15 protein-coding genes are annotated in these 23,302 nt (G+C 44.0%); 7 read left to right on the forward strand and 8 right to left on the reverse strand.

Annotation, left to right across the window (positions count from 1 at the left end; genetic code table 11):
- The first annotated feature begins 736 nt into the window (after nucleotides 1-736).
- Complete coding sequence (locus DWW91_RS09975; protein ID WP_122327603.1) at nucleotides 737-1,618, forward strand: HEPN domain-containing protein; 882 nt, start codon at nucleotides 737-739, stop codon at nucleotides 1,616-1,618.
- A gap of 62 nt (nucleotides 1,619-1,680) precedes the next feature.
- Nucleotides 1,681-2,514, forward strand: a complete 834-nt coding sequence (locus DWW91_RS09980) for an endonuclease VIII (RefSeq protein ID WP_122327604.1) — start codon at nucleotides 1,681-1,683, stop codon at nucleotides 2,512-2,514.
- Nucleotides 2,515-2,516: 2 nt separating this feature from the next.
- Here DWW91_RS09980 and DWW91_RS28025 read toward each other — a convergent pair whose 3' ends face one another.
- Nucleotides 2,517-2,879: a hypothetical protein gene (locus tag DWW91_RS28025; protein ID WP_233584456.1), complete on the reverse strand. Its 363-nt coding sequence runs from the start codon at nucleotides 2,877-2,879 to the stop codon at nucleotides 2,517-2,519.
- Entirely contained in the window at nucleotides 2,876-3,169 is a 294-nt protein-coding gene (locus DWW91_RS09990) for a hypothetical protein (protein ID WP_007652597.1), read from the reverse strand. Before DWW91_RS09990 ends, DWW91_RS28025 begins: the two co-directional genes overlap by 4 nt.
- An 88-nt stretch (nucleotides 3,170-3,257) precedes the next feature.
- Between DWW91_RS09990 and DWW91_RS09995 the strand changes: the two genes are divergently transcribed.
- Nucleotides 3,258-3,848: a nitroreductase family protein gene (locus tag DWW91_RS09995; RefSeq protein WP_199722567.1), complete on the forward strand. Its 591-nt coding sequence runs from the start codon at nucleotides 3,258-3,260 to the stop codon at nucleotides 3,846-3,848.
- A 76-nt stretch (nucleotides 3,849-3,924) separates the two neighbouring features.
- On the opposite strand, the gene DWW91_RS10000 is transcribed toward DWW91_RS09995, so the two are convergent.
- From DWW91_RS10000 to DWW91_RS10025, 6 genes are all read right to left on the reverse strand, one after another.
- The gene (locus DWW91_RS10000) at nucleotides 3,925-5,985 is read right to left on the reverse strand and encodes a glycoside hydrolase family 2 protein (protein ID WP_370449572.1); all 2,061 of its coding nucleotides are present in this window, start codon (nucleotides 5,983-5,985) and stop codon (nucleotides 3,925-3,927) included.
- Between the two features lie 159 nt (nucleotides 5,986-6,144).
- Nucleotides 6,145-6,999, reverse strand: a complete 855-nt coding sequence (locus DWW91_RS10005) for a hypothetical protein (RefSeq protein ID WP_010800019.1) — start codon at nucleotides 6,997-6,999, stop codon at nucleotides 6,145-6,147.
- Entirely contained in the window at nucleotides 6,996-10,661 is a 3,666-nt protein-coding gene (locus DWW91_RS10010) for an ATP-binding protein (RefSeq protein WP_122327607.1), read from the reverse strand. The genes DWW91_RS10005 and DWW91_RS10010 overlap by 4 nt, the downstream gene beginning before the upstream one ends.
- Nucleotides 10,645-11,205 carry a hypothetical protein gene (locus DWW91_RS10015; protein WP_007652590.1) on the reverse strand — a complete coding sequence of 187 codons (561 nt, stop codon included), beginning with the start codon at nucleotides 11,203-11,205 and terminating at the stop codon, nucleotides 10,645-10,647. Before DWW91_RS10015 ends, DWW91_RS10010 begins: the two co-directional genes overlap by 17 nt.
- 9 nt (nucleotides 11,206-11,214) lie before the next feature.
- Nucleotides 11,215-12,411, reverse strand: coding sequence for a hypothetical protein (locus DWW91_RS10020; RefSeq protein ID WP_007652588.1), 1,197 nt, complete (start codon nucleotides 12,409-12,411; stop codon nucleotides 11,215-11,217).
- Nucleotides 12,412-12,484: 73 nt separating this feature from the next.
- The gene (locus DWW91_RS10025) at nucleotides 12,485-13,555 is read right to left on the reverse strand and encodes a Fic family protein (RefSeq protein WP_007652585.1); all 1,071 of its coding nucleotides are present in this window, start codon (nucleotides 13,553-13,555) and stop codon (nucleotides 12,485-12,487) included.
- A gap of 546 nt (nucleotides 13,556-14,101) precedes the next feature.
- On the opposite strand from DWW91_RS10025, the gene DWW91_RS10030 reads away from it, so the two are divergent.
- From DWW91_RS10030 to DWW91_RS10045, 4 genes are all read left to right on the forward strand, one after another.
- Nucleotides 14,102-14,692 (forward strand): HU family DNA-binding protein, encoded by a 591-nt coding sequence (locus DWW91_RS10030; RefSeq protein ID WP_122327608.1) that lies wholly within the window; start codon nucleotides 14,102-14,104, stop codon nucleotides 14,690-14,692.
- A 2-nt stretch (nucleotides 14,693-14,694) separates the two neighbouring features.
- A complete protein-coding gene (locus tag DWW91_RS10035; protein WP_122327609.1) occupies nucleotides 14,695-18,777 on the forward strand; it encodes a hybrid sensor histidine kinase/response regulator transcription factor in 4,083 nt (1,360 codons plus the stop codon).
- Nucleotides 18,778-18,901: 124 nt separating this feature from the next.
- Nucleotides 18,902-20,065 carry a glycoside hydrolase family 105 protein gene (locus DWW91_RS10040; protein ID WP_007652580.1) on the forward strand — a complete coding sequence of 388 codons (1,164 nt, stop codon included), beginning with the start codon at nucleotides 18,902-18,904 and terminating at the stop codon, nucleotides 20,063-20,065.
- Nucleotides 20,066-20,213: 148 nt separating this feature from the next.
- Complete coding sequence (locus tag DWW91_RS10045; protein ID WP_122327610.1) at nucleotides 20,214-23,294, forward strand: TonB-dependent receptor; 3,081 nt, start codon at nucleotides 20,214-20,216, stop codon at nucleotides 23,292-23,294.
- Nucleotides 23,295-23,302: the final 8 nt, after the last annotated feature.

The following is a 23,302-nucleotide window of genomic DNA, read 5'->3' on the forward strand; positions in this document are numbered from 1 at the left end:
ACGTTTGTTTTTCTTCTTTTCGGAAAAAACGAGTTTAAAATGGATTTACACCAAAAAAGTTGGATAATTCCGACAAGTTTGTACTTTTGTACCAATAATGCTGTAACCTTTAAATCTATTTGATTACATGCAATTATGCCAACGTTGACAGGGTTACTCAAGACACTCAGGCTGCTGGTGCTTGAAGCACTTTGATTAATCTATAAAAACGTTTGGTATGAATGCATTGGAAAGAAAATGGGTATGGAACCGCTTACAAAGCCAACCTAGCCCAACCAAATTTGAAGTATGTAGCAAACTACAGCCTCTTGTCACACAATTCGGATTAACTCTTACGGAAAACAAAATTTGTTTTCCTCAACCTCTGTGCTATCAACAACGTGCCATTTATGTTTGTGCCTGTTGTGAGAAACTGTATGAGAAAAGTATCCGGTTTTCCGATATTGTCTACATTAATAATAATGGTCAAAAGATATGTGTTGTATTGAGAACCGGACACGTGTTCTATTTTTTCAACGATTGCCAGTACTGGTACATTTACAATGCACTCGGTTACGGTAATCCGCACCTTATCACTGTATGGTGGTGGAAATTCACTGGAGGCTTTCTCCTCTGGTGGAGAAAACTGTTCCACAACAATCCCTCATCACAAAATACATAAATATAGGTAGTAGGAATAAGAAACGGAAAAATCATGTATCTTTACCGATGTATAACATAAAACTTGGAATGCTAAATGAAAACGTCTTATTCCCACTTACCTGATTATGCAAAAAACGATTTGCAACAGATCGTCACCTTAATACTGGAAAGAGTGCCTCATTGCGAAATGATTATCCTGTATGGAAGTTACGCCAGGGGAACATTTGTGGAATATGACGAACGGGATGAATTCGGCATCCTCACTTCTTTTATGAGCGACTACGATCTATTGGTAGTTACCAGTAATGAAGACGTTCGTGAGGTAGGACATCTACTGGACACTGTGGATGACAAATATTATAAACGCCCCGATAACCAAGTTCCCATTCAGTTTATAAATGATGATATAGAGAAATTGAACTCCGACCTGTCGGAAGGAAGATATTTCTATACCAGCATCCAAAAACAAGGGATTATGTTATACGACAGTGGAAATTACAAACTGGAACGTCCCCGAAAGCTGAACTTTCAAGAGATCACGCAACAGTCCCAAGAGTATTTTGACGAGAAGTTTGAAAAGGCTGGTTATTTCCTAGATCATGCTTCTTTTGATTATGAAAAAGGAAGATACAATTTAGCTTCTTTCGATTTACATCAAGCCTGTGAGAATTATTTCTATGCATTGCGTTTAGTTCATACCCTGAAAAACAGCAAGCAACACAACCTGTCAAAACTGTTAGGTGCAACCCATAAATATTCGCCCGAATTACAGAAAATCTTTCCCCGAAAGCCGAAGGAAGAAAAACGATTATTTGAACTACTCCGCCTGGCCTATGTAGAAGCAAGGTATAATTCTAAATTCGTTGTCACCAAGGAGGAGATAGAAGCATTATTTCCTAAAGTGGAAAGGTTGCGCGATATTACCGAAGAAATCTGTAAATCCCAAATAGAAACGTACAGGCAGATGGGGCAATAGTTATAGATATATTCGTATATTTACACTATAAAAATCATATATAACAAATTAACCTATTAAAAATGATAGAAGCACCGGAAGCCCTGATCCTGTCGGAACAATTAAATCAAACGATTAAAGGAAAGAGAATCTCTTTTGTCAGTGCCGGATATACCCCGCATAAATTTGTCTGGTATTATGGAGACCCTGCCGGTTACAGTGAAAAGTTACTCCATAAAACTGTCGGAGAAGCACATGCTTACGGAGGGTTGGTTGAAGTGGAAATCGAGGATGTAAGGTTACTTTTCGGAGACGGGATGAATATTTGTTATTATGCTCCCGGAAAAAAGTTGCCGGAAAAACATCAGTTACTGATTGCCTTCGAGGATGAAAGTTGTATCATGGGTTCTGCCCGAATGTACGGCGGAATCTGGTGTTTCCCCGCAGATTCTTTTGAATGCAATTTTTCCTCCTATCGTGATGGGGCACGAAGCAAACCGCAGGTACTTTCCGATGCTTTCAACAAAACCTATTTCCTGAGCCTGATAAACAGCGAAGAAAAACAAAAGAAAACAGCCAAAGCATTTCTGGCCACCGAACAAACAATCCCAGGTCTGGGAAACGGTGTTTTACAGGATATTCTCTTCAGGGCTCGTATCCATCCTAAAACACGCATCAGCACATTATCGGATAAACAGAAAGACACTTTGTTTCATTGCGTTAAAGATACGCTTCAGGATATTTATCTAGCCGGCGGCCGCAATTCGGAAACCGACCTGTTCGGTAAGAAAGGAGGTTATATTCCCACCTTATCTAAAGACACTGTCGGAAAACCATGTCCGGTCTGCGGAGAAGATATACGGAAGGAAAATTATTTAGGAGGAAGTATTTATTATTGCTTCGAATGTCAGAAATAAGGTTAGCCGTAAGGTTCCATATCTTCACACACCCAATCGGAAGTATGTTCTATTGTATAACGCAACTTTTCCGGTTTCTGGTGAGTTCCAAAGAACATGGCTATTTTTATAGCACCATCTTCTATCCAGTAAACGATTTTTAAATTCGAATGCTGAACAAAAGTACGGAAACATTGAGGATAATCCTGCAATGTTGGTTCTATATATCCTAAACCTGGAAAATCAGTTAAAACTTGAAGACAATCTTTTATCGAAAAGTAAATTTGATTGGCTCTTGATGTTCCATACAAAATCTGATTAAAATCTTTCAGTTCCTTTAATTGCTTTTTAGCCAACGGAGAGATGATACGTTTCAACTTTTTCATCTATTTCTAGCCTCCTCTTCAATGCCCCATTCTTTTTCCAATTCAGCAAAAACCTCATCGGCATCCAGCATCTTTCCGTTCCGGTCATCTTCCAACACCTGATCTATCAAACTACGAAAATGGGCTACCGAACGAATTTGCATACTTTCAGGACAGGATAATGGCTCACGCGCTCCTTGCTGATAAGTAAAAATCTGATCTTCCAAAGAAATCAGCAACTCCTCATCTTCTATCTGGCTGATCTGTTTTATCAGGTCTTCCCGACGTCTGTTTATTGAATTGATTGACATAATATGAACTATTAACGTGATTTACAAAGGTAGTAATAATATGATTCGATTCCAGATTTTTTTCCAAATCAATTCGTATGTTTGCAATATGAAATGGAAATATTCTTTTATCGTATTATTATCTGCTTTGATTGCCTGTAATAACAATACGGAATCTAAAGACAGTAAAGAGGTTAATGAAACATTGGAGACAATCTTCAATCGTAAAAGCGTACGCAAATACACTGAACGTCCGGTTGAAAAAGAGAAACTGGAGACACTGGTCCGTGCAGGAATGGCCGCCCCTTCCTCCAGAGACCGCCGTCCGTGGGAATTTATCATCGTAACAGACCGGGACATTCTGGATACAATGGGAGACGGACTCCCTCTGGCTCGTATGTTAAAAGAGACCAAGCAAGCTATTATCGTTTGCGGAGATACAGCGAAGTCCAATAACGCCTGGCAACTGGACTGTTCCGCTGCCGCACAAAACGTATTACTGGCAGCCGAATCTTTGGGACTGGGAGCCGTCTGGACAGCCGCTTATCCATATCCTGAACGGATGAAAGTAGTTCGGGAGGCTTTACACTTACCGGAACATATCGTTCCGTTAACTGTCATTCCGGTTGGCTATCCGACAGGCATTGAAAAGCCCAAAGACAAATTCAATAAGAAACAAATACACTATAACGGATGGTAAAAAAGACTCCCGGTGCTATCCTGCCGTCTGACAGGAAACACCGGGAGTTTCATTTATTGTTTAGTTCAGAGAGAGATCAGAATCCGGCATGTTCTTCCTTGTTCACCGACTGGTCCGAATCACGTTTCTTCTCGCCATTATATACCCATTCGATTTCATCTTCGTACGTCTTGCCATCTTTCACAACAACCGTTTTTACGATATTTTTACCCATATCGAGCGTAATGTTATCTATAATATAATGTACGGGCGTATAACCTTCACGGATACCGGTCAGTTCCTTTCCGTTCAGATACACTTTCGGCGTACCGATATTTGAATAAACAGTCACAGACGTTTCCTTTTTCTCACGATCCCAGTTACGACGTTGCGTCAGATACAGTACAGGTTCTTTGCTCCAGTTTGCCTTGTACCAGAAATAAGAATCTTTCTTTATTTTACGGTCGAATGTTACCAAACCTTTCATATTACGTGCCGGAACACCGCCGCGCACCCACATCGGAGCACAGAAATCAAACGTATTCCAAAGATAAGAAGCAATGATATACGGATGGGCAGCGATCACACTCCACTGATATTCGTGCGTTTTGGTAGCGAATGTTTCGGGATAGAACTCTTTCGTCCAGTTCAACGCATCTCCCAGATATTCCGTCTGATGGTTCAGGTTGGCATCTGCACCATATTCGGTCAGCATCAGTTTCTGATGCGGATATTCTTTCTCCAGATTCTCCACCCAGGGTTTGATATCCTGTATTTTCTTTTCATACCAACCGAAATAACGGTTCATACCCTGAATATCGGCAACCAGGTTAACCGGATGATCCATATGTCCGTATCCGTTCACCGAAACCGTATAACGGTCTGGGTCTTCCGTTTTAGCCAGGTCATGCAAAGACTGGGTCAGTTCTTTTGTATATTGGTGCGGCTGATATACCTCATTATGCAATCCCCACACATAGATAGAAGGATGATTGAAGCTCTGGCGGATCATTTCACGCAACTGGTTACGGCAGTTCTCCGCTTCCTGTCCGGTCACACGGTTTACAAACGGTATCTCCGCCCAAATAATCAACCCCAGGCTGTCACAACGAGAATACAGATAATCGGATTGCTGATAGTGGGCAAAACGAACGGTTGTCGCACCGACATCCATAATCGTAGCCAAATCGAAATCATGGTTTTCGTTCTTCAAGGCACTTCCCAGCCCCCACCAGTCCTGATGACGGGTAACACCATACATCGGATATTTCTCACCATTCAGATAGAAACCTTTGCCGGCAACAATTTCATATTTACGCAACCCCAACGGCTGTACCATTTCATCAATCACCTGTCCGTCTTTAATCAAACGGCTGACAACCTTATACAGATAAGGATTTTCACGTCCTTGCCACAAAGTCGGTTTCTTTATTGTAAAAGAAGATTCATAGGCCTGCTCACCTTGTGCCGACAGTTCGAAAGACTGGCTATGAGTAGCCACCTGCTTTCCTTCCTGATCGTAAATCGTATTCTGCAAAGTAACAGGAGCGGGTTGCAGAGTTCCGTTGTCGAGCTTTACCTTCACTTTTACATCTGCCTGTTTCTTCGATACATTCTTCTGAGTGACATAAACACCGGGAGATGCACAATCGGTCACACTTATATTATACGGTTCAGTGACAACCAGCCACACCGGACGATAGATACCGCCATATACGCCAAACAAATTATGATTAACCGGGATCACATCGGGGCGTGATTTATTATCCGCTTTCACGATAATCTCATTTTCCTCTCCAGCCTTCAACAGCGGACTGATCTCACAGGCAAAAGCAGAATATCCGCCTTTATGGGAAGTTGCCAGCATGCCGTTCACAAAAACTTCTGCACAGGAGCCGACTCCCTCAAACCGTAAAAAGACACGCTTATCTTTCAGTTCAGCTGGGAAGAAATATTGTTTTTTATAATAAGCCGCCCCTTCATAAAAACTATTGGCCTGTACCTGCATATCTTTTGCATTCCAGGTATGAGGGATTTCAACTTCCGACCATCCCTTATCCCATTTCGGGGCATTGATGGCCAGTTCCTTTTCCGCCGGAGCTTTTTTAAATGACCAGCCGGAATTAAATGATTCGACTTTTCGGCCTTCCGCCTGCATGGTCATTAATCCCAGACAGGCTAATAATAAGGTTAAACTTAATACTCGTTTATTCATGATTTGTTAATTGAATGAGTTGCAAATATACTCCGGCATTCTTTTTTTCAGTAATAAAATCATCTCATTACCGATTAAGATTGTCTCTATTTACCTATAAAATCACTCAAAACGGATAAAAACCTCCTGGTCGAGTCCTCTTTTATGCTTATGGATCAGTCCTACCAACTTTTGAACTTCCGGCAACTCCAGACATTCGGGTGATAAGTTGAACGACTGCTTATCATATCTCTCCCGGCTTCCTCTATCCAACCACTCTTCTATATCATCCGGTACAAAATAATGAGCCTTCCCCGCCAGATAAGGTAAGTATTCATTACTGAAAACATTCAAACCTGCCGGATCAAAATCGCCGAAATGAAGATACGGATTCGGTATAGCAGCCAGCCAACGAATCAGGTCTTTGCTTTGTGTCTGAGGATAACGGCAAACAAACAGAGGCGTTATGTTATTGAACAGATAGGCTTGCTGACGGATATAACGAAAGTTCTCCGGATTCTCCATACCTACAACTGTCACTCCCGGATCAGGCACAAACGTTTCAAAATCGGAAATAAACAAATAACTACCCTCAACAGGTGAGACAACAAACGGTTTCTCGTTAAGCATAGATTGCAGTGGCTGGTAACAGTTCACACAGAAACCCTTAAAACTTCTTACCGGACGAATCTTTGTATCGCCTACCTGACGTGCTAAATCAGCACGGAGCAAGTCTTCCTTTTCCAGTGTTTCGACATAGAGCGATAGGTTACTTACATTGAAACGGTTGTAAAGAAAGTCATCGAGCGTAGCTTGATTCCTGACATAATAAGTTTTCCGACTCCCTTTCGGAAGGATTTGCAACACCTCTTCTTCCAGCAACAAAGCAGACAGTGCATTATTAAACTGGCTGGAAGGAAGCTTTTCTCCCCTCCCCAGCCGCTGCAATTTACGGGCATCCGCCAACGAGAGCTTCATGATTCGGCCTCCTTCCGGATCAAGCGTTTAACGACTGTGATATTCTGGCTGTCCTTATTTAATATATAGGTATAGCGATAATCCGTTGCCCGGTAGGAAGTAGGCGAACAATTGACCAGCAGGATATTGCGGCTGTTGGCAAAGTTGAGGATACCTTGTATGTTATTCGGATGCAACTTGCCGATCTCATCCATCATGCAATGCAGGCGGAAGTCGCTGAAACGGCGGGAGGCCTTTTCTTTGAACACATTGAGCAGCATGATATTAATCATCGCCTTGACTAGCACATCCGTCCCGTCGGAACCCACATTGGCCAGTTTTTCCACCCATCCGCTGTCGTTATCGTTCTCCACGATGCGGAATTGCAGGTCGAAGGTGTCGGACAGGGTTAGCTCCTTCTCGCTCGTCAGTGATAATTCCTTCACCAGCGATTGCAGATAACCGACTGCCTTCCGGTTGTTCTCCTCCTGTTTCTCAGCAGAGCCGGAGAAAAGGTCGAAACTTCCCAGGCTAAAAAGATGCTCCTCATTGAAATCGCGTATGGTCTGCATCAACTGCATGATCTTATTCTCACTCGGCATGGCACGAAGGGCGATGCTTTTGATTACTCCGGCAAAGTTGCGTTCCACAAAATCGTCGTTGATATCGTTGATCACCTTCTGTATAGCTCCTTCCCGCGACATCATATCCGAAACTTCCTTTCCGATCTGCCGAATAATATCGGTGTAAGCCTTATTGGAACGTTGCTCGAACTCGGCGATCTTGTCGTTGTCGATAAAGTCAGTCAGTTCAGAAGCGAAATCCATAAAATCATCCTGAGTCGTCAGGCGGGTACGGAAATGGAAGGTGTTCTGTTCGGAGAAATTGCCGGTGAAGCGGTTCACAGCCTCCCGCAAGTCTTTTTCCCATTCTATGATACGGTAATGGTTACGGATCAAGTCCTCTACCAGTATCTTACAACGCTTCCCCGTTTCCTTTTCCGCACCGGACAGCAGTTCGACCGGGCAGTCCTCCTGCTGGCAGAATTCTTTTGTCCGGCGGATATCCTCCCTCAGTTCCTCCAACGAACGGTTTAGGTCGTCCAGGACAGTCCGCTGTTCGCCCGCTTCACGAACCAGTGACAAACGTTTCTGTTCGTATTTCTCTTGTTCGCCGGCCAATTCCTTTTCTTTCAGTTGCTTGTCGTTACGAAACTCATCCATCCGGTCGATCAGTTCTCGTTTATCTTTGCGATATTCGATCACCAGCGTCCGGTTATCTTCTATGAAACGCAGTTCGTTTTCCAGTTTCCCGATCTGATCCGTCACCATCGTTATCCGGGAAGTATCTGCGCCTTCACCGGCCAATTCTTTGGCATACTCTTGTTGCAAGGCAACCAATGTTTCTTTCAGTTTTATTCCGGCAGCGGCAATTCCGGCATGTAACAAAGCAGTGGCAGTTTCCACCTGTTCCGTTTCCTCTTTGACCCGTTGCCGGAACTCTTTCTCTTTGGCTTTGATCCGTTTATCCAGGACAGCAATCGATTTCTGCCATTCCTCTTCCGCCTCCATTCGTTGAGCGGTGACACAGCGTACCTGCTCTTCCACCTGTAGTAACAGGACTGCCTTCTCGTCTGCCGCCTTTTGCTGCCAGGTGATCAGCGCTGCCGCCAATTGCTGCAACTTCTTCTGGTGTTGTTCGTTGCGGTAATCCAGGCGGATCACTTCTTCCTTGTCCGCTTTTATCAAAGGCTGGTATTTCTTTTTGAGACGGACAGCCTCTTCTTCTTTGCGGACAGACAGATCGTTGAACTGCTTTTTCAGTTCCTGTAACTGTGTCCGTAACTCCTGCTGTTCCTCTTCATATTCGCCAATGGTCTTCACCACTTTGCCGATCCCCGACAAATCAAGTTTGACACCGTAGAGTGTAGCGGATATCTTTTCCATCAACTGCGGACTGAGTCCGGTATGGAACAAGACCTGCTTCTCGTCGATCACCTTCCCGATCGTGTCTTCCCATCTGGGATATTCACGGTTCAGCCACTCATAGAGTGACCCCTGCCGGCTCTTCAGAAGAGTTGCAATCTCAGCGATATGGCGATCAGCCTCCTCTATCCGGCGTGACAGTTCTTTTTGAGCGGAAGCCGTTTCGCGTTCCAATGCTTGTCCTTCCAGCTCCCATTCGCGGGTGGTGCTTTTTATACGGCGGTTGCAAGTTTCTTTCTTCAGCATATCTTCCTTGATCTCTCCTTGCAACGCTGCTTGCTCTTCTTTACAGCTGCGAATTTCTTTTTCATAGAACACCTGATGGCCAATCTCCACTTTCCGGATCGCCAACGCAGAAAGTTCCTCCTTCTTCCGGTCAATCTTTCCGCGGGCGCTGTTCACCTTTTCTTCCTCCTGCTCCTTTATTTCGCGGATCAGTTGTTCCTGTTGTTTGAGAAGTTGCTCTTTCTTCTCAAAGAGCCGTTGTCGCAGACCGATCGCCTCCGTCTCTTTGGTATTTTTGAATGTCGTGAATTGAGCCTTCTCCTGCTCTTCCAGCAAAGCAAACTTCTGGCGGATATGTGTAAAACGGTCTGTCAGGACACGCAACTGTTCTTCCAACCCAGCCTTTTTACCCGCGACACTTTCACGAGCGTTTACCCGTTGTTCAATCTCCGTGATATTCAGTTGTTCATATCGTTTCTTCTGTTCACGGGCCTGCTGCAACTTTTCGTTCAACTGTTTGATATCGGATACGATCTGTATTTTCTTCTCTTGGTATTTATTCGCCAGTTCGCTCAATTGCATTTCCGTCTTTCTCAACTTTTCCTGTTGCTCGGAAAGATGTCGTTCACGAAGGGGAAGTTCTTCGCCGGCAAGACGATAAGCAAAGTTCAGTTCGTGTGACAGTTCCTTCCGCTCCTGTTCATGGTAAAGCAACGTACGATGCACATCGATGACTTTCTCCGCCTGTTTACGTACCAGTACATTTCCGTTCCTGTCCTTTGCATGCCACAGGCTGATGTCCTTATATTCTTCCTCGAATCCTTTGAGATGATCAGCATATTGACTCAGATCAATCGTCGCATTTTCTTCGCTCAGTGACATGATGATCGTATCTTTAATAAATGAGGCTTCCAGTTTTGAATTAAGGAAGACATTCTGTATCGTACGAGGAATATTCTGATACTGGCTGCTTTCGGTGATGGCAAACTTGCGAAACTCGGGCGGCAGTCCCTTGTTATTCCCGAAGATGATATTCCGGTATTCTTCGTATTTCTCGATCTTTCGGCTATAATACACCTTACGACCCAATGCTTCGCGTATCTGATCCCAACCGTCGAAGGCACGCCCCTCCGGGGAAATAAAGAAATCCTTGTCGTAGGCAATATCGAGGAAACGAAAACAGGCACGTCCCTGCGAACGGAACGCCATCACCAGATAACAACCCTCATCACGCTTTACTTCGTAGATCACATATGAATTGGCATACGGGAAATAGTATTCGTCGAAACTTTTCTTCTCTTTCGAAATTCCCAGTTTCATCTTATCCGCATTATAAAAAAAGAGCAAGGCACGCAGCACGGTACTCTTCCCCACTCCCTGGGTTCCGATGAAATGTACATTGCCGTCGACTGGGATATCGGCATAATTCACCCGGGCGCTGTTGATAAAAACAATTCTATTCAGGTATCTCATTTTGCGTTTCTTCTGGTATATTGATACAGGTTACTAATTCTTCCAGATAATTAAAAGCAGCTACAACCTTATAGGTCGATGTGATCTCGTTCTCCAACTCGATGAACCCGTCACGTTTCAGATCGTTCAGTACCTTTTCGAGTATCTCGTCCTGCTTCTCCTTTCCCGTATATTTCTTTAGTCCGCCGAGCTTCTCCTTCAGCTCCGCATCCAGTTTGAGACGCACCAGAATATCGGACGGCTGGAAACGGAAACCAGGGGCAAACGCATTATCATACGTTTTGACAAAGTCGAGCACATCGATCCACCGCATGGCGATTTCCAGCTTACGCTCCAGTTCGGCACGGGTTTCGCGGCGGGCAAAATAATAGTACTCGTTGCCGCTTTCGAGGAAAAAGTTGATCGAAGCGTAATGTTCATAGAGTTCCGTAAGGTTCCCGTCTATCTGGTTGTAAAGCTGGCGGATATGCGGATCGGTACTATCCGACGAGATAAACCCGCCCTTGCTCAATAACTCGAATATTTCAGCTGTCTGTTTAATCATAGTTCATATTTATTTAGGATACACCAAAGTATATTCGACCCCATAGGCCGAAGCATACCGGTCAGTGACCGAACAATCGTCGTAATACTGGGAGATGATCTGGCAGTAGAAGGTGATACGCTCGTCAATATCTACCTCTTTCGGAAAGTGGTAAGTCATCACGAAAGTGAACAGGTCGCTACCCGAAGCCAGAAACGCGTTCTTCACCTCTTCCAGATTGATAAATATTTCTTCCGTCGTCTGCGTCACAAGATAATCACCGGCAATGTTACCAGCAATCTTCTTCGCTTGGCGGCCATTTTTCTTCACACGAACAAATACTTTACGGATACTTTCCACCACATCGTCGCCGCTGCGCAGATAATCGACCGACAAACGAAGCGGATAAGTGGGCGACGGCTCGAAGCAAACGGGATCTTTGGCTGCCAAAACTTCACGGATATTCGTCTTGCTTTCCAGCTCAAACTGGTCTTTCAGGTATTTCAGCTGGCGAACTTTTACCAATATCCGGCTCTGATACTCGATTTGGTTCAAATAACTGATAATCTGTTTCTGGATCTCGATCAGGTTGTGGCTGCATTCGTAAAACTGAAGTCTCAGCATATCAGTAATATGCCCCAGTTCCTCATCCGTAGCAATACAGAAAAAGGCTTCCTCATTTCCGTTGATAAGTTCCTCTGTCGTCCGGATCAACGCTTCAATACCTTCGCGCTTTTCATCGAGGCGCACCAGCTTCTGTTTCTTTATCTTATAATTGGGTTCGCTTTTAAAGGTATTATCAACATTCCGTTTCAGGTCGATCACATTGCGAAGAGTGGTGACGGCGATGTTACGCAGTGTCCGTTTGATATTCCGCAGATAGCTGTATCGCTGTGTCTCGTTGTTTTCCTGAAGAAAATAAGAGATCGTATCTTTCAGATAAGTGATATGTTCATGGACGAACGAAATATTGATCTCCTCGTTCACCTCCAGTATCTGTTCGAAGAATTGCAGATAGGAATCTTCCAGTTCGAGAAACGAACCGTTCTCCCTGACGACCTCCGAATCGACCAGTTTCCGGATGCGTTCTTCCTTATAGTCCACCAAAGCCAGCGCATCCTCATAACGAAACGAAAGTATCTTCCGCTTCGCAAACAGCTCTTTCAACAACCGTTGTTCGCGACTAAGCGTTTTGAGGAGTTCTTCTATAGAATGAAATGCAGGCATAGGGGTATGATGTTTTTAATTAATTGATCTTAATTCGTTAGATTGTACCACCATTTTCGATTGTACCACCATTTTAAGTGGTACAATTGATTAAGACGTGCCAACGTCCACGTGTTCCACCCTCACGCTTAATGTACTCTTTATTCTGTAACTCCTTTATTTCTTTCTGAACAGCCGATTTGTTTATAGTAAGTGCGTCAGATAATTCACGCACCGTAATCTTAGGGTTAGAAGATATCTGCTCTATTATTTTTTCAGTAACAGGTCTTCTGAACAAAATGACTTCACCATTCATATACCACAATTTACCGGAATGCCGGTGAATAATTTTAAGTCCGATATCAAGTTCCTCCTCCAAAACATGCTTCATATAATTAATAAACGGCTTTATTTGTCCAAACGAAGCCTTAGCACCTTCGGCTGGGATAGAGCCGACAGCCGCATCCGCTGCACTTAGAGCACGTAAATAGTTCGCTTTATCCTTTGTTTTAATTACAATCATTGGGTAATTATGACGGGAAAGAATGTAGTTCACCATCAATCTGGCTATACGACCGTTTCCGTCCTCAAAAGGGTGGATACGAATATACCGATAATGGAACACGGCTGCCAACTCTATCGGAGACATCTCTCCGGCCACTTCCGCTTTATTATACCATTGTACCAAATCATTCATTAAAGCCGGTGTTTCTTCCGGGGAAGCATATTCAAAAGACTCTCCGGTAACGGTTATTACGGAATTAGGACGAGTTTTATAACATCCGGCATGAATGACGTACGAAGTCGTTGTCCCATCAGGCAATCTGCGATAAACAGTATAATCTTCGCGTAAAAGAGTATGATGAAGTTGGCGGATAAAGGTTTCCGTCAAAGGATGAATCTTTTCTGCAGCTTCTACTTGCATCATTTTCAGGCCGACATTATGTGCTTTCATTTCTTCCAAGTCTTTCATGTTGGCTTCGCCGATCACTTTCCCAAATAGCAATAAAAGTTCTGTCTGGCCATAAGTCAGCGTATTTCCTTCCATATGATTGGAATTATAGTTGAATTCCAACATGAATTTCTGATTCAAACGAATACTGTCTTCTTCTTTCAATGGCTGCAAAGATAACCATTCGCCATAAAGTTTCTCTATATTGTCCATAACCGTTCCTTTTTCAATCTCCTGATTCGTTCTTTCGGATACAGTTACCGAAGAATCCCCAATAGTTGAATTCGCTTGCAACTGAATTGCAAATCTAATAAAATAATCTTATTCCCCCATTGCCACCACCAGTTATTGATAATCGTCCTGCCATCTTTTCCTTTAAGTCCCCAAAGCAGACGACGAAAACAGAAAAGAGTATCCTATTGATACCGGTCAAAGACAAAGAAAGCGTACTACAGATATTCAATCTCTTCGGGAAGCTGCTGGACGGCAAGTAGGAGACAATAAAAAATATCCCCTTCAAAGATACAGGTTGTCCCTATATTAAGTATCTTTGGTGCTGAAGAAAAGATTGTCCGACGGATGTCGAACAGTTAGCCGACTCTTGTCAGACAACTGTTCCACCTCCGTCGAACAGCTGTTTTACAGGGGTCGGACAAACCTTTTGTACCGATATAAGTAAGATTATATCGGTTATAATTGAGATTATGTCCGGAACAAGGTTGATTACAACCGGGATATCACACTTAAACAACACTGCCTATGTCAGCCACTTATAACCTATTTAAGAATCCGGGGAAGGGAGATAATCTTCATGCTCGTCAGGTAAACCAGTACACCGTGCGCATCGATGCGCTTTGCGAAGAGATTTCCCAGATCAGTTCTTTCTCTTCTTCGGATGTAAAAGGAATGCTGGAAGCACTGAAAAGCCGGATTGCCTTTCACCTGAAATATGGGGATATCGTCGAACTGGAAGGGTTGGGTACGTTCAATGCCTCCCTGAAATGTCCGTCTCTGCCCACAGAAAAACAGATCACACCTCATCTGGTGAGGTTCAACAAAGTAGTGTTCCGCTGCTCCAACGAACTGAAGAAGGAGTTGCGTTATATGAAAGTGGAACGGGCCGACGAACCAAGCCGTCTGAAAGGATACACGGAAGAGAAGCGGAAAACGAATATATTGAATTACATACAGCAAAACAACACGATCTCTACCCTCGAATGCCGTTCCATCAATGGTTGCTCGAAGTATATCGCCTTGAAAGATATCCGGACATTGTTGGATGAGCAAAAGATTGTCCGTTTGGGGTATCGCGCCAATGCACAATATGGCCTAAAAACCAGGGAGGAATAAATATGGGAGTTATCTACAGACTGATGCTTACCCTGATCCTGTCCCTGCACCTCATCACTATATATGCAGAAAACGAAAACCCTTTCTTTTTTTCCCATCTCGGTGTTGAAGACGGGCTTTCGCAGGTATCTATTCTCAGTATATTTCAGGATTCGGAAGGATACATATGGTTTGGGACACGTAACGGAGCAAACTGTTACGACGGTTATGAATTTAAAGTATACCAGAACGAAGTAAATAACCCGGCATCGATCAGTGACAATTATATCCGTAAGATAAGTGAAGACAAAGACAAAAATATATGGATAGGGACTTCCAACGGAGTCAATTGCATCGATTACAGGACACAGCAGATTTCCCGCTTCTATCCGCAGGCCATCAATCCGCAGATAACAACGAATGCTGTCAATAACTTTCTCCGCCATGCAGACGGTGAGTTATATGCTTTCACCACACGGAGCATATTAAAATGCAATTCTGACAAAACTGTAGAGGAAATGCCCTATCTGACAGAAATGAAATCACCGATCCATTCTGTTGCCCAGGATAGTGACGGAGATATTTTCATCGGAACAGAAGATAAAGGACTGTACATTTTCACTTCCGACTGGAAGCTGAAGAAACATTATTTACCGGACAGTTCTAATAATCAGCAAACATTACCCATCAGTACAATATCGGCCTTATTACCGGGACCCGGTAATACTGTTTTCATTGGTACCAATGAAAACGGATTGTGCCTCTACAATAAAAAGGAGCAGACTTTCACCCGTTTGAACACGGATAATTCGGGGTTAAACAATAATTCAGTCCGCCACCTCACCGTATTGAGCAAGGACTCTGTCTTGATAGGGACTTTCAGAGGACTGAATATACTAAACACCCAAAACATGATTATCACTCCGATCAATATGGATATGAAGGCAAAAGGAGCACTCAGCCATTATTCCATCCATAGCATGCTGATCGACCGTGACCAAACATTATGGGTAGGGACCTACTCGGCCGGAGTCAATTATCACAGTCCTTTTTACAGACCAGCTTCCTTTATCACCACCAACTCTTTTGCCGGTATTATTGGACAAGGACGGGAAGACAGCAACGGGAATATGTGGTTCGCAACGGAAGGGGCCGGATTACTTTACTATAATCCGCGCACCGAAGAACAAAAACTCTACCCCATCAAGCCTTTACAGGCCGGGAACTATGAAATAAATATCCTTAAATCCATCTTGATACAAGGAGATTCCATTCTATGTTCCACCCACTTCGGCTCAGTCTATCTCTTTTCCATCCGGAACAAGCAGTACAAAAAAATACATGATTATAAATATAATGACATCAATACATTATATATAGACAACAAACAGCGGCTGTGGATACCAACCAATACGCCCGACCAAACCGTCATGGCCGATAAAGAAAAAACAACGAGTTATTTTAATGTAAACGGTCATAAAAAACAATTCAGGGGAATCTGTCTGATTAAAGAGCTGGAACCGGATGTCTTCTTATTCGGAGCAATATCCGACAGTGTTTTTGTGTACGACATGAACAAAGAAACAGCTACCGACCTTACCTCCCTGCTCCAGAACGGTGATAAGAGAAAACGACTGGGAAGTATATCGGGTGCCTTGAAAGATGACAACCAATTCATTTGGATAGCCACTACGAAAGGAGGTCTGTTCCGCCTCGACAGCAACCTGAATCTGATACAAAACTACCAGAAAGAAAACGGGTTATCAGAAAGTTATATCAATTCACTTTCGATCGATAAAAACGGAGATATATGGGTCGTTACCGGTAAAGAATTATATAAGTTAAACCGTCCTGAAAACAAATTCGAGCTGGTAAAACCGGTCGACAGTCCGACACAGGAATACTCATTATATGCAAACAATTGTGTATCAAACGACGGGACCCTCTATTTCCCGGGGAACCAGGGTATCCTGGCCATCAACCCGCAAAAAGTAATAACAAATCCAAACAGACCTCCTGTCTATGTCACCTCACTACTGATAAACAGTCAGGAAGACCCGGAAGGCCTGCCGACTTACCAGGAGTTATTGCCTTTGCAATATAATAACAACATCACGTTAAAAGCCAGCCAGGGTAATATCACCATCCGCTATTCAGCCCTCAACTTTATCCACTCCGAAGACAACTCATATGCCTATATGATGGAAGGGGCCGACCATAACTGGCATAATATCGGCAACCGTCGGGAGGCTTACTATAGTAATCTGTCACCCGGCAAATATACCTTTCGAGTAAAAGCGGCAAACAACGACGGCATCTGGAACCCGGAAGAAGCGATACTACAGATTACCGTAAACCCTCCTTTTTACAAAACATGGTGGGCTTATTCGCTTTACCTCTGTATCCTATCACTAATTATCACACTAATCGTACGTTGGCAACATCGTAAACACGAACGGGAACGGGAGGAAAAATACAGACAACTGGAACAGGAACGAATGAACGAACTGCATGAAGAACGTATGCGGATGTTCACCAACTTTTCCCATGAGTTAAGAACTCCCCTCACATTAATCATCAATCCGCTGAACGATCTTCTCCAACGGGTAACTTTCTCACCCGAAGTAAAAGACGCTCTGCAACTGATTAAAAAAAATACGGGCCGGATGCTGCTGTTGGTAAATAACCTGATGGATATCCAGAAATATGAGGCCGGCAAGACGATCCTGCAAAAGACCCGGTTCAACTTCTCGACCTTTATGAATGAAATGTATCGTTCATTCGAGAGTGTGGCAACCAACCGGGAGATCACTTTCAGATTAGAAAACAAGTTACCGGAATCATTCTTCACTTGCTATGACGAAGCTGAGATCGAAAAAGTCTTTTTCAATCTGCTATCCAACGCTTTCAAATTCACTCCTTCCGGAGGGCAGATTACCATCACGATCCGACAGATAGCACAAAATGACTGCGAAGGCTTACCGGTTTTTCCTGAAGACGAAGCATCGATACTGATTGAAAACAGTTATCTCTTTATCGAAATAACAGATACCGGAAAAGGATTCAATCAAAAAGATGCAGAAAAAATATTCGAACCGTTTTACCGGGCGAAAGGAGATATTCATAAGCAAGTCTCCGGCACCGGTATCGGACTCAGTCTGACCCGTTCCATCGTCCAGCAACACCAGGGATGTATCTGGGCGGAAAGCATCGAAGGAGAAGGAACTCATTTCATGATACTCTTGCCGGATACGGAAAAACAGAAAGTGCAGACTGACGAAGTCCCTGCATCACGCCCATCGGAAATCAGTAAAAAGGTAGCTTTGCTGGTTGAAGAAACGGAAACCCGCAATAAGCAAATCATCTTGTTGGTAGACGACAACCAGGAAGTTTTGGAATACCTGGAACAACAACTCCAGCACGATTATATTGTCATGAAAGCTATCAACGGCAAGGATGCCCTTGAACAGATAGACAAGACTTATCCTCATATCGTCATCAGCGATGTCATGATGCCGGAAATGAACGGACTGGAGCTATGCCGGAGGATCAAAGAAGATCAGAACTTCTGCCATATCCCGGTAATCTTATTAACAGCCAAGTCGATGGTTTCTCAAATCGAAGAAGGACTGGAGGCCGGTGCGGACGACTATATCGTCAAACCGTTCCATGTCTCCTTGCTGAAAGCCCGTATAAAGAACATCCTCTCACTCCGGGAGAAAATGAAGAACCTATACGGAGAATCTTTGACTTTGAAACAGCTCGGTGTGGAAAAGCCGGAAGAAGACAACGACTTCCTCAACCGGTATATAGAAATTGTAAAAGCCAATATATCCAATCAGGAACTGGACGTCTCCGTCATCTACCAGGCGCTGGGTATGAGCCGGGCAAACTTTTACCGGAAGGTAAAAGCCGTTACAGGCTTATCTCCTATTGAACTTATCAAGAACATACGCCTGGAAGCCGGAGCCAAACTACTTAAAGAATCGAACATGAATGTTTCTGAAGTAGCCCAGCATATCGGCTTCAGCAGCCGTTCTTATTTCGCCCGGAGCTTCAAAGCGGTATACGGAATGTCGCCTACCGAATACCAGGAAAGTAAATAAAACGGCATAGTAATTCTGCTTATCAGCAGCCTGAGACATTTATACTCTCTTTTGGGATAATTGTACTTATCCGGAAACAGGTTCTTTTATTCTTTTGACGTTGTTAATTTTAATAGAAGAACCTATGTATTCAATGTCATTAAAACACATGGCTGCCCTGGCTAGTCTCAGCGCCGCCACTTTGTTGCCCGGAAATCTGAACGCACAACCGGCACCCGTTCCTTTTACTGAACAAAACACGGCTACGCCGGACAAGCAGGAAATCCTTTCCATTGCCCGGAAGGTGGCCGACTGGCAGATCAAGGAGTTTCCCAATAACAAATATGCCGTCAAAGAGCCGAAAGGCTGGATAGCAGGCGCCCTTTATATGGGAATGTTCGACTGGGCGGAACTCAGCGGTGACAATCAGTATTTCGACTGGCTGAAAAAAGTATTCAACCGCCAGCACTGGCAGGTAGCCGACCGTATGTACCATGCCGATGATGTTTGTGTTTCGCAAACCTATATCGATATGTATACTAAGTATAAGGAAGACAAAATGCTCCTCCCCACTACGGCACGTATCGACTGGGTTATCAACAACCCGTCCAATGGCGGTCTGGATATCGACTATAGCAAACCGCTTTCCTACGAAAGATGGTCATGGTGCGATGCCCTATTTATGGCTCCGGCTGTCTATACCCGGCTGTACACACTTACCGGAAACAAAAAATACATGATATTTGCCGACGCTGAATTCAAAGCGACCTACAACCATCTGTATGATAAAGACGACAAACTATTCTTCCGCGACAGCCGTTATTTCGGCCAGCAGGAGGCCAATGGGAAAAAGGTATTCTGGGGACGCGGTAACGGTTGGGTTATCGGCGGACTGGCTGAGATATTAAAAACACTTCCGGCCGAAGATACCGAATACCGTCCTTTCTATCTCCAATTATTCAAGGAGTTAAGCGAAAGCCTCGCCAATCTGCAAAACAAAGACGGCTTCTGGCACGCCAGCCTCCTGGACCCGGACAGCTATCCTTCACCCGAAACAAGCGCCACCGGATTTATCGTTTACGGACTGGCTTACGGTGTCAACCAGGGATACCTTCCGGCAGACAAATACCTTCCGGTTATTCAAAAAGGATGGAATGCGCTCGTTTCTGCGGTAGAACCGGACGGCAAACTGGGTTGGGTACAACCGGTCGGAGCCGACCCGCGAAAAGTGACCCGCGAGATGACGGAACTATACGGAACCGGAGCTTTCCTGATGGCCGCCTGCGAAATGTATAAATTTAACAAATAAAACCATGCAAAATACATGTTTTTTAGCTTATTGAGACAAAAATACACCCTTTTGGGACGTTTTTGCCCACACACCAAACCAGCTTTTTATTCTTTTGACAAAAAATCAGTGACATAACTTTATTTTTATTACTTAAATTATTACAAGTATGAACAAATCTTACAACGCCCTCCCTCCTCAAAAGAGGAAGGCAGCAGGGAGAAAGAACAGATTTCTTTCTTTGTTAATCATTCTTCTTACATCTTTATCCGTGCAGGTATTTGCACAAGATGTCAGAATAACTGGTACTGTTATTGGAGAAGCCGACAAATTTCCGATTATCGGAGCAAACGTATTGGTAAAAGGTACTACTATCGGTACCATTACCGATGTAGATGGTAATTTCTCTCTTGATGCGCCTCAAAACGCAACCCTGGTAATTTCTTACATCGGTTGTCAGACGCAAGAGATTAAAGTAGCGGGAGCTAAAACATTGAACATTGTTATGAAAGATGATGCTATTGGTCTGGAAGATGTTGTTGTTATCGGTTACGGTTCACAGAAAAAGTCTGACCTTACCGGAGGTATTGTTGCCATAGGAGAAGAAAAACTCCAGATGGTAACAACCAACAACCTGTTGGACAAACTTGCCGGACAGGTAGCAGGTCTGAACATCACGACAAGTAAAGCCAGTCCGACCGAAGACCAGACACTGCGTGTTCGTGGTGAAAACTCGCTGACTGCCGACAACGCTCCGTTGGTTGTATTGGACGGTATCCCTTACAGCGGTTCGCTAGGTGACATCGACCCGAACATCATTGAAAACATGTCTGTCCTGAAAGATGCCTCTTCGGCAGCTATCTACGGTTCACGTGGTTCTAACGGTGTTATCCTGATCCAGACTAAAAAAGGAAAGAAAGGTGCCGCCTCTGTTTCCTACAAAGGTCAGATCGGTTTCTCACAGCCGGAACGTCATATCAATATGATGAACGGTACGGATTACATCAAGTATCTGCAAGCGCAGTATGCAGTATGGAAAGGCATTGAAAACCCGACCGTCGATGACGTATTAAGAGCTATTGAAAAAGAAAACTACCAGAATGGTATCGAAACGGACTGGCAGGATATGATCTTCCGTACAGCACTGACTAACAGCCATCAGATCAGCATTTCCGGAGGTACGGATGCAACGACTTATATGGCATCTATCTCCCGCCTGAATCAGGAAGGAGTTGTTAAAGATACCGGCGTAAAACGTACGAATATCTCTTTGAATATCACCCAGAAACTGGGTAGCTGGCTGACAGTGGGTATGGGAACCCAAGCAATCCAGAAAGATTACGGTGGCATACAGGCCGGTATCTCCGATGCTATGCTTCAGTCTCCTTACGGTAAGATGTACAACTCTGACGGTTCTATGCGCGACTATCCGATGGATGAAACATTACACCCGAACCCATTCGCCAACGAAAAAGCAACCAGCGATAAGGTGACCCGCAACATTTTCATCTCTACTTTTGCAGAAGCAATGTTGCCGGTAAAAGGTTTGTCTTTCCGTACAAATTTCGGTTACAACTACCGCTCTAAATTCGAAGGTGAATATTACGGACGTAATACCCTGACCGGACGTGCACAGAACGGTTCTGCCAAAATTTTGAACCAGCATTACTGGGATTATACCTGGGAAAACCTGTTGAAGTACAACCGTGAATTCGGGAAACATAAGATCGATGCTACAGCCTTGTTCAGTATGCAGCAAACCAATACGCAGCAATCGGAACAATCCGGTACGAGCTTCGTAAACGACGATTCCGAATACCATAACATGGCGGGAGCAGAAAACAACAAGACACTCAAGTCCGAACTGACCGAAACAGCAATGTTGTCATACATGTTACGTGTTAACTACAACTATGCCAACAAATATCTGTTGACTCTTACCGGACGTTCCGATGGCTATTCCGCTTTCGGTGAAAACAATAAATATGCATTCTTCCCGTCTGTAGCCGGAGCATGGAACATTTCACAAGAAGATTTCATGGAATCGACTGCCGACTGGTTAAGCATGTTGAAAGTACGCCTGTCATGGGGTTCGAACGGAAACCAGGCCATCAAGGCTTACCAGACACTGGACCGTCTGTCGCTGACGACTTATATCTGGGGTGACAAAGGTACGACAGTCAACGGCGCATTTCTGCCTTACGACGGTGTCGGCAACCCGAACCTGAAATGGGAAACAACCCGTACGATCAATGCCGGTATCGACTTCAGCTTCCTGAACAACCGCCTGTCCGGTAATATCGACTTCTATGTTGCCAATACGTCCGACCTGTTGATGAAACGTACTGTTCCTATCATGAACGGATACAACTCAATCATGGACAACGTGGGTAAAACCCGCAACACCGGTGTAGAAATCGTATTAAACTCCGTAAATGTTGAAACAAAAGACTTCCGTTGGGGATCTACTTTCAACTTCGCCCTGAACCGCGATAAGATCATCGAACTGCGTGGTGATGGCAACGACGACTTGACCAACAAATGGTTTATCGGCGAACCGGTAAGAGTACATTACGATTACGATGTAATCGGTACCTGGCAGGAAAACGACCAGTTTGTTATAAACGGTCATACAATCTCCTGGGATGCAACTCAGAAAAAATACCTGAACGAAGATGGCGTTGAATATCAGAAAGGTGCAGCACCGGGTTCAGCCAAACTGGCGGACCGTGACGGCGACGGTGTGATTACCGCAAAAGATAAAAAGATCATCGGCTCCAAACTTCCGAGTTTCACCATGTCTCTGGGTAACACGATCAATTATAAGGACTTCACCTTCTCATTCCTGTTCAACGGCGTATTCGGCGTGACTAAGGAAATGCAAGACTACAACTTTGAACGTTGGGGACTCGGATACAATTACATCGACGGTATGGATTACTGGACACCGGAAAACCCGACCAACGAAATGACCTCTCCGGGTTATGTACCTTACGACAAACATACATTCTATAAAAAGATGAATTATGTTCAGTTGAAAAATATCACACTGGGCTATAATATCCCGCAGACAGCTTTAAGCAAAATCGGTATTGCCGCTCTGAATATAAATGCAAGTATCAATAATGTATGTACATTCAGCAACGTGAAAAATGCATTGAACTATGATGGTACGGATACAAATGCGAATATCATTTACACCTATCCGACCGCCCGTTCATATATGTTAGGTTTAAATCTTACTTTCTAATCAATAAA

Source organism: Parabacteroides sp. AF17-3 (assembly GCF_003635445.1).
GTDB lineage: Bacteria > Bacteroidota > Bacteroidia > Bacteroidales > Tannerellaceae > Parabacteroides > Parabacteroides goldsteinii.

Bases quoted from the DNA above. Each gene is read 5' to 3' on its own strand.
- DWW91_RS09975 (WP_122327603.1), top strand. From the start codon at position 737: ATGAAAACGTCTTATTCCCACTTACCTGATTATGCAAAAAACGATTTG.
- DWW91_RS09980 (WP_122327604.1), top strand. From the start codon at position 1,681: ATGATAGAAGCACCGGAAGCCCTGATCCTGTCGGAACAATTAAATCAA.
- DWW91_RS28025 (WP_233584456.1), bottom strand. From the start codon at position 2,879: ATGAAAAAGTTGAAACGTATCATCTCTCCGTTGGCTAAAAAGCAATTA.
- DWW91_RS09990 (WP_007652597.1), bottom strand. From the start codon at position 3,169: ATGTCAATCAATTCAATAAACAGACGTCGGGAAGACCTGATAAAACAG.
- DWW91_RS09995 (WP_199722567.1), top strand. From the start codon at position 3,258: ATGAAATGGAAATATTCTTTTATCGTATTATTATCTGCTTTGATTGCC.
- DWW91_RS10000 (WP_370449572.1), bottom strand. From the start codon at position 5,985: ATGCAGGCGGAAGGCCGAAAAGTCGAATCATTTAATTCCGGCTGGTCA.
- DWW91_RS10005 (WP_010800019.1), bottom strand. From the start codon at position 6,999: ATGAAGCTCTCGTTGGCGGATGCCCGTAAATTGCAGCGGCTGGGGAGG.
- DWW91_RS10010 (WP_122327607.1), bottom strand. From the start codon at position 10,661: ATGAGATACCTGAATAGAATTGTTTTTATCAACAGCGCCCGGGTGAAT.
- DWW91_RS10015 (WP_007652590.1), bottom strand. From the start codon at position 11,205: ATGATTAAACAGACAGCTGAAATATTCGAGTTATTGAGCAAGGGCGGG.
- DWW91_RS10020 (WP_007652588.1), bottom strand. From the start codon at position 12,411: ATGCCTGCATTTCATTCTATAGAAGAACTCCTCAAAACGCTTAGTCGC.
- DWW91_RS10025 (WP_007652585.1), bottom strand. From the start codon at position 13,555: ATGGACAATATAGAGAAACTTTATGGCGAATGGTTATCTTTGCAGCCA.
- DWW91_RS10030 (WP_122327608.1), top strand. From the start codon at position 14,102: ATGTCAGCCACTTATAACCTATTTAAGAATCCGGGGAAGGGAGATAAT.
- DWW91_RS10035 (WP_122327609.1), top strand. From the start codon at position 14,695: ATGGGAGTTATCTACAGACTGATGCTTACCCTGATCCTGTCCCTGCAC.
- DWW91_RS10040 (WP_007652580.1), top strand. From the start codon at position 18,902: ATGTATTCAATGTCATTAAAACACATGGCTGCCCTGGCTAGTCTCAGC.
- DWW91_RS10045 (WP_122327610.1), top strand. From the start codon at position 20,214: ATGAACAAATCTTACAACGCCCTCCCTCCTCAAAAGAGGAAGGCAGCA.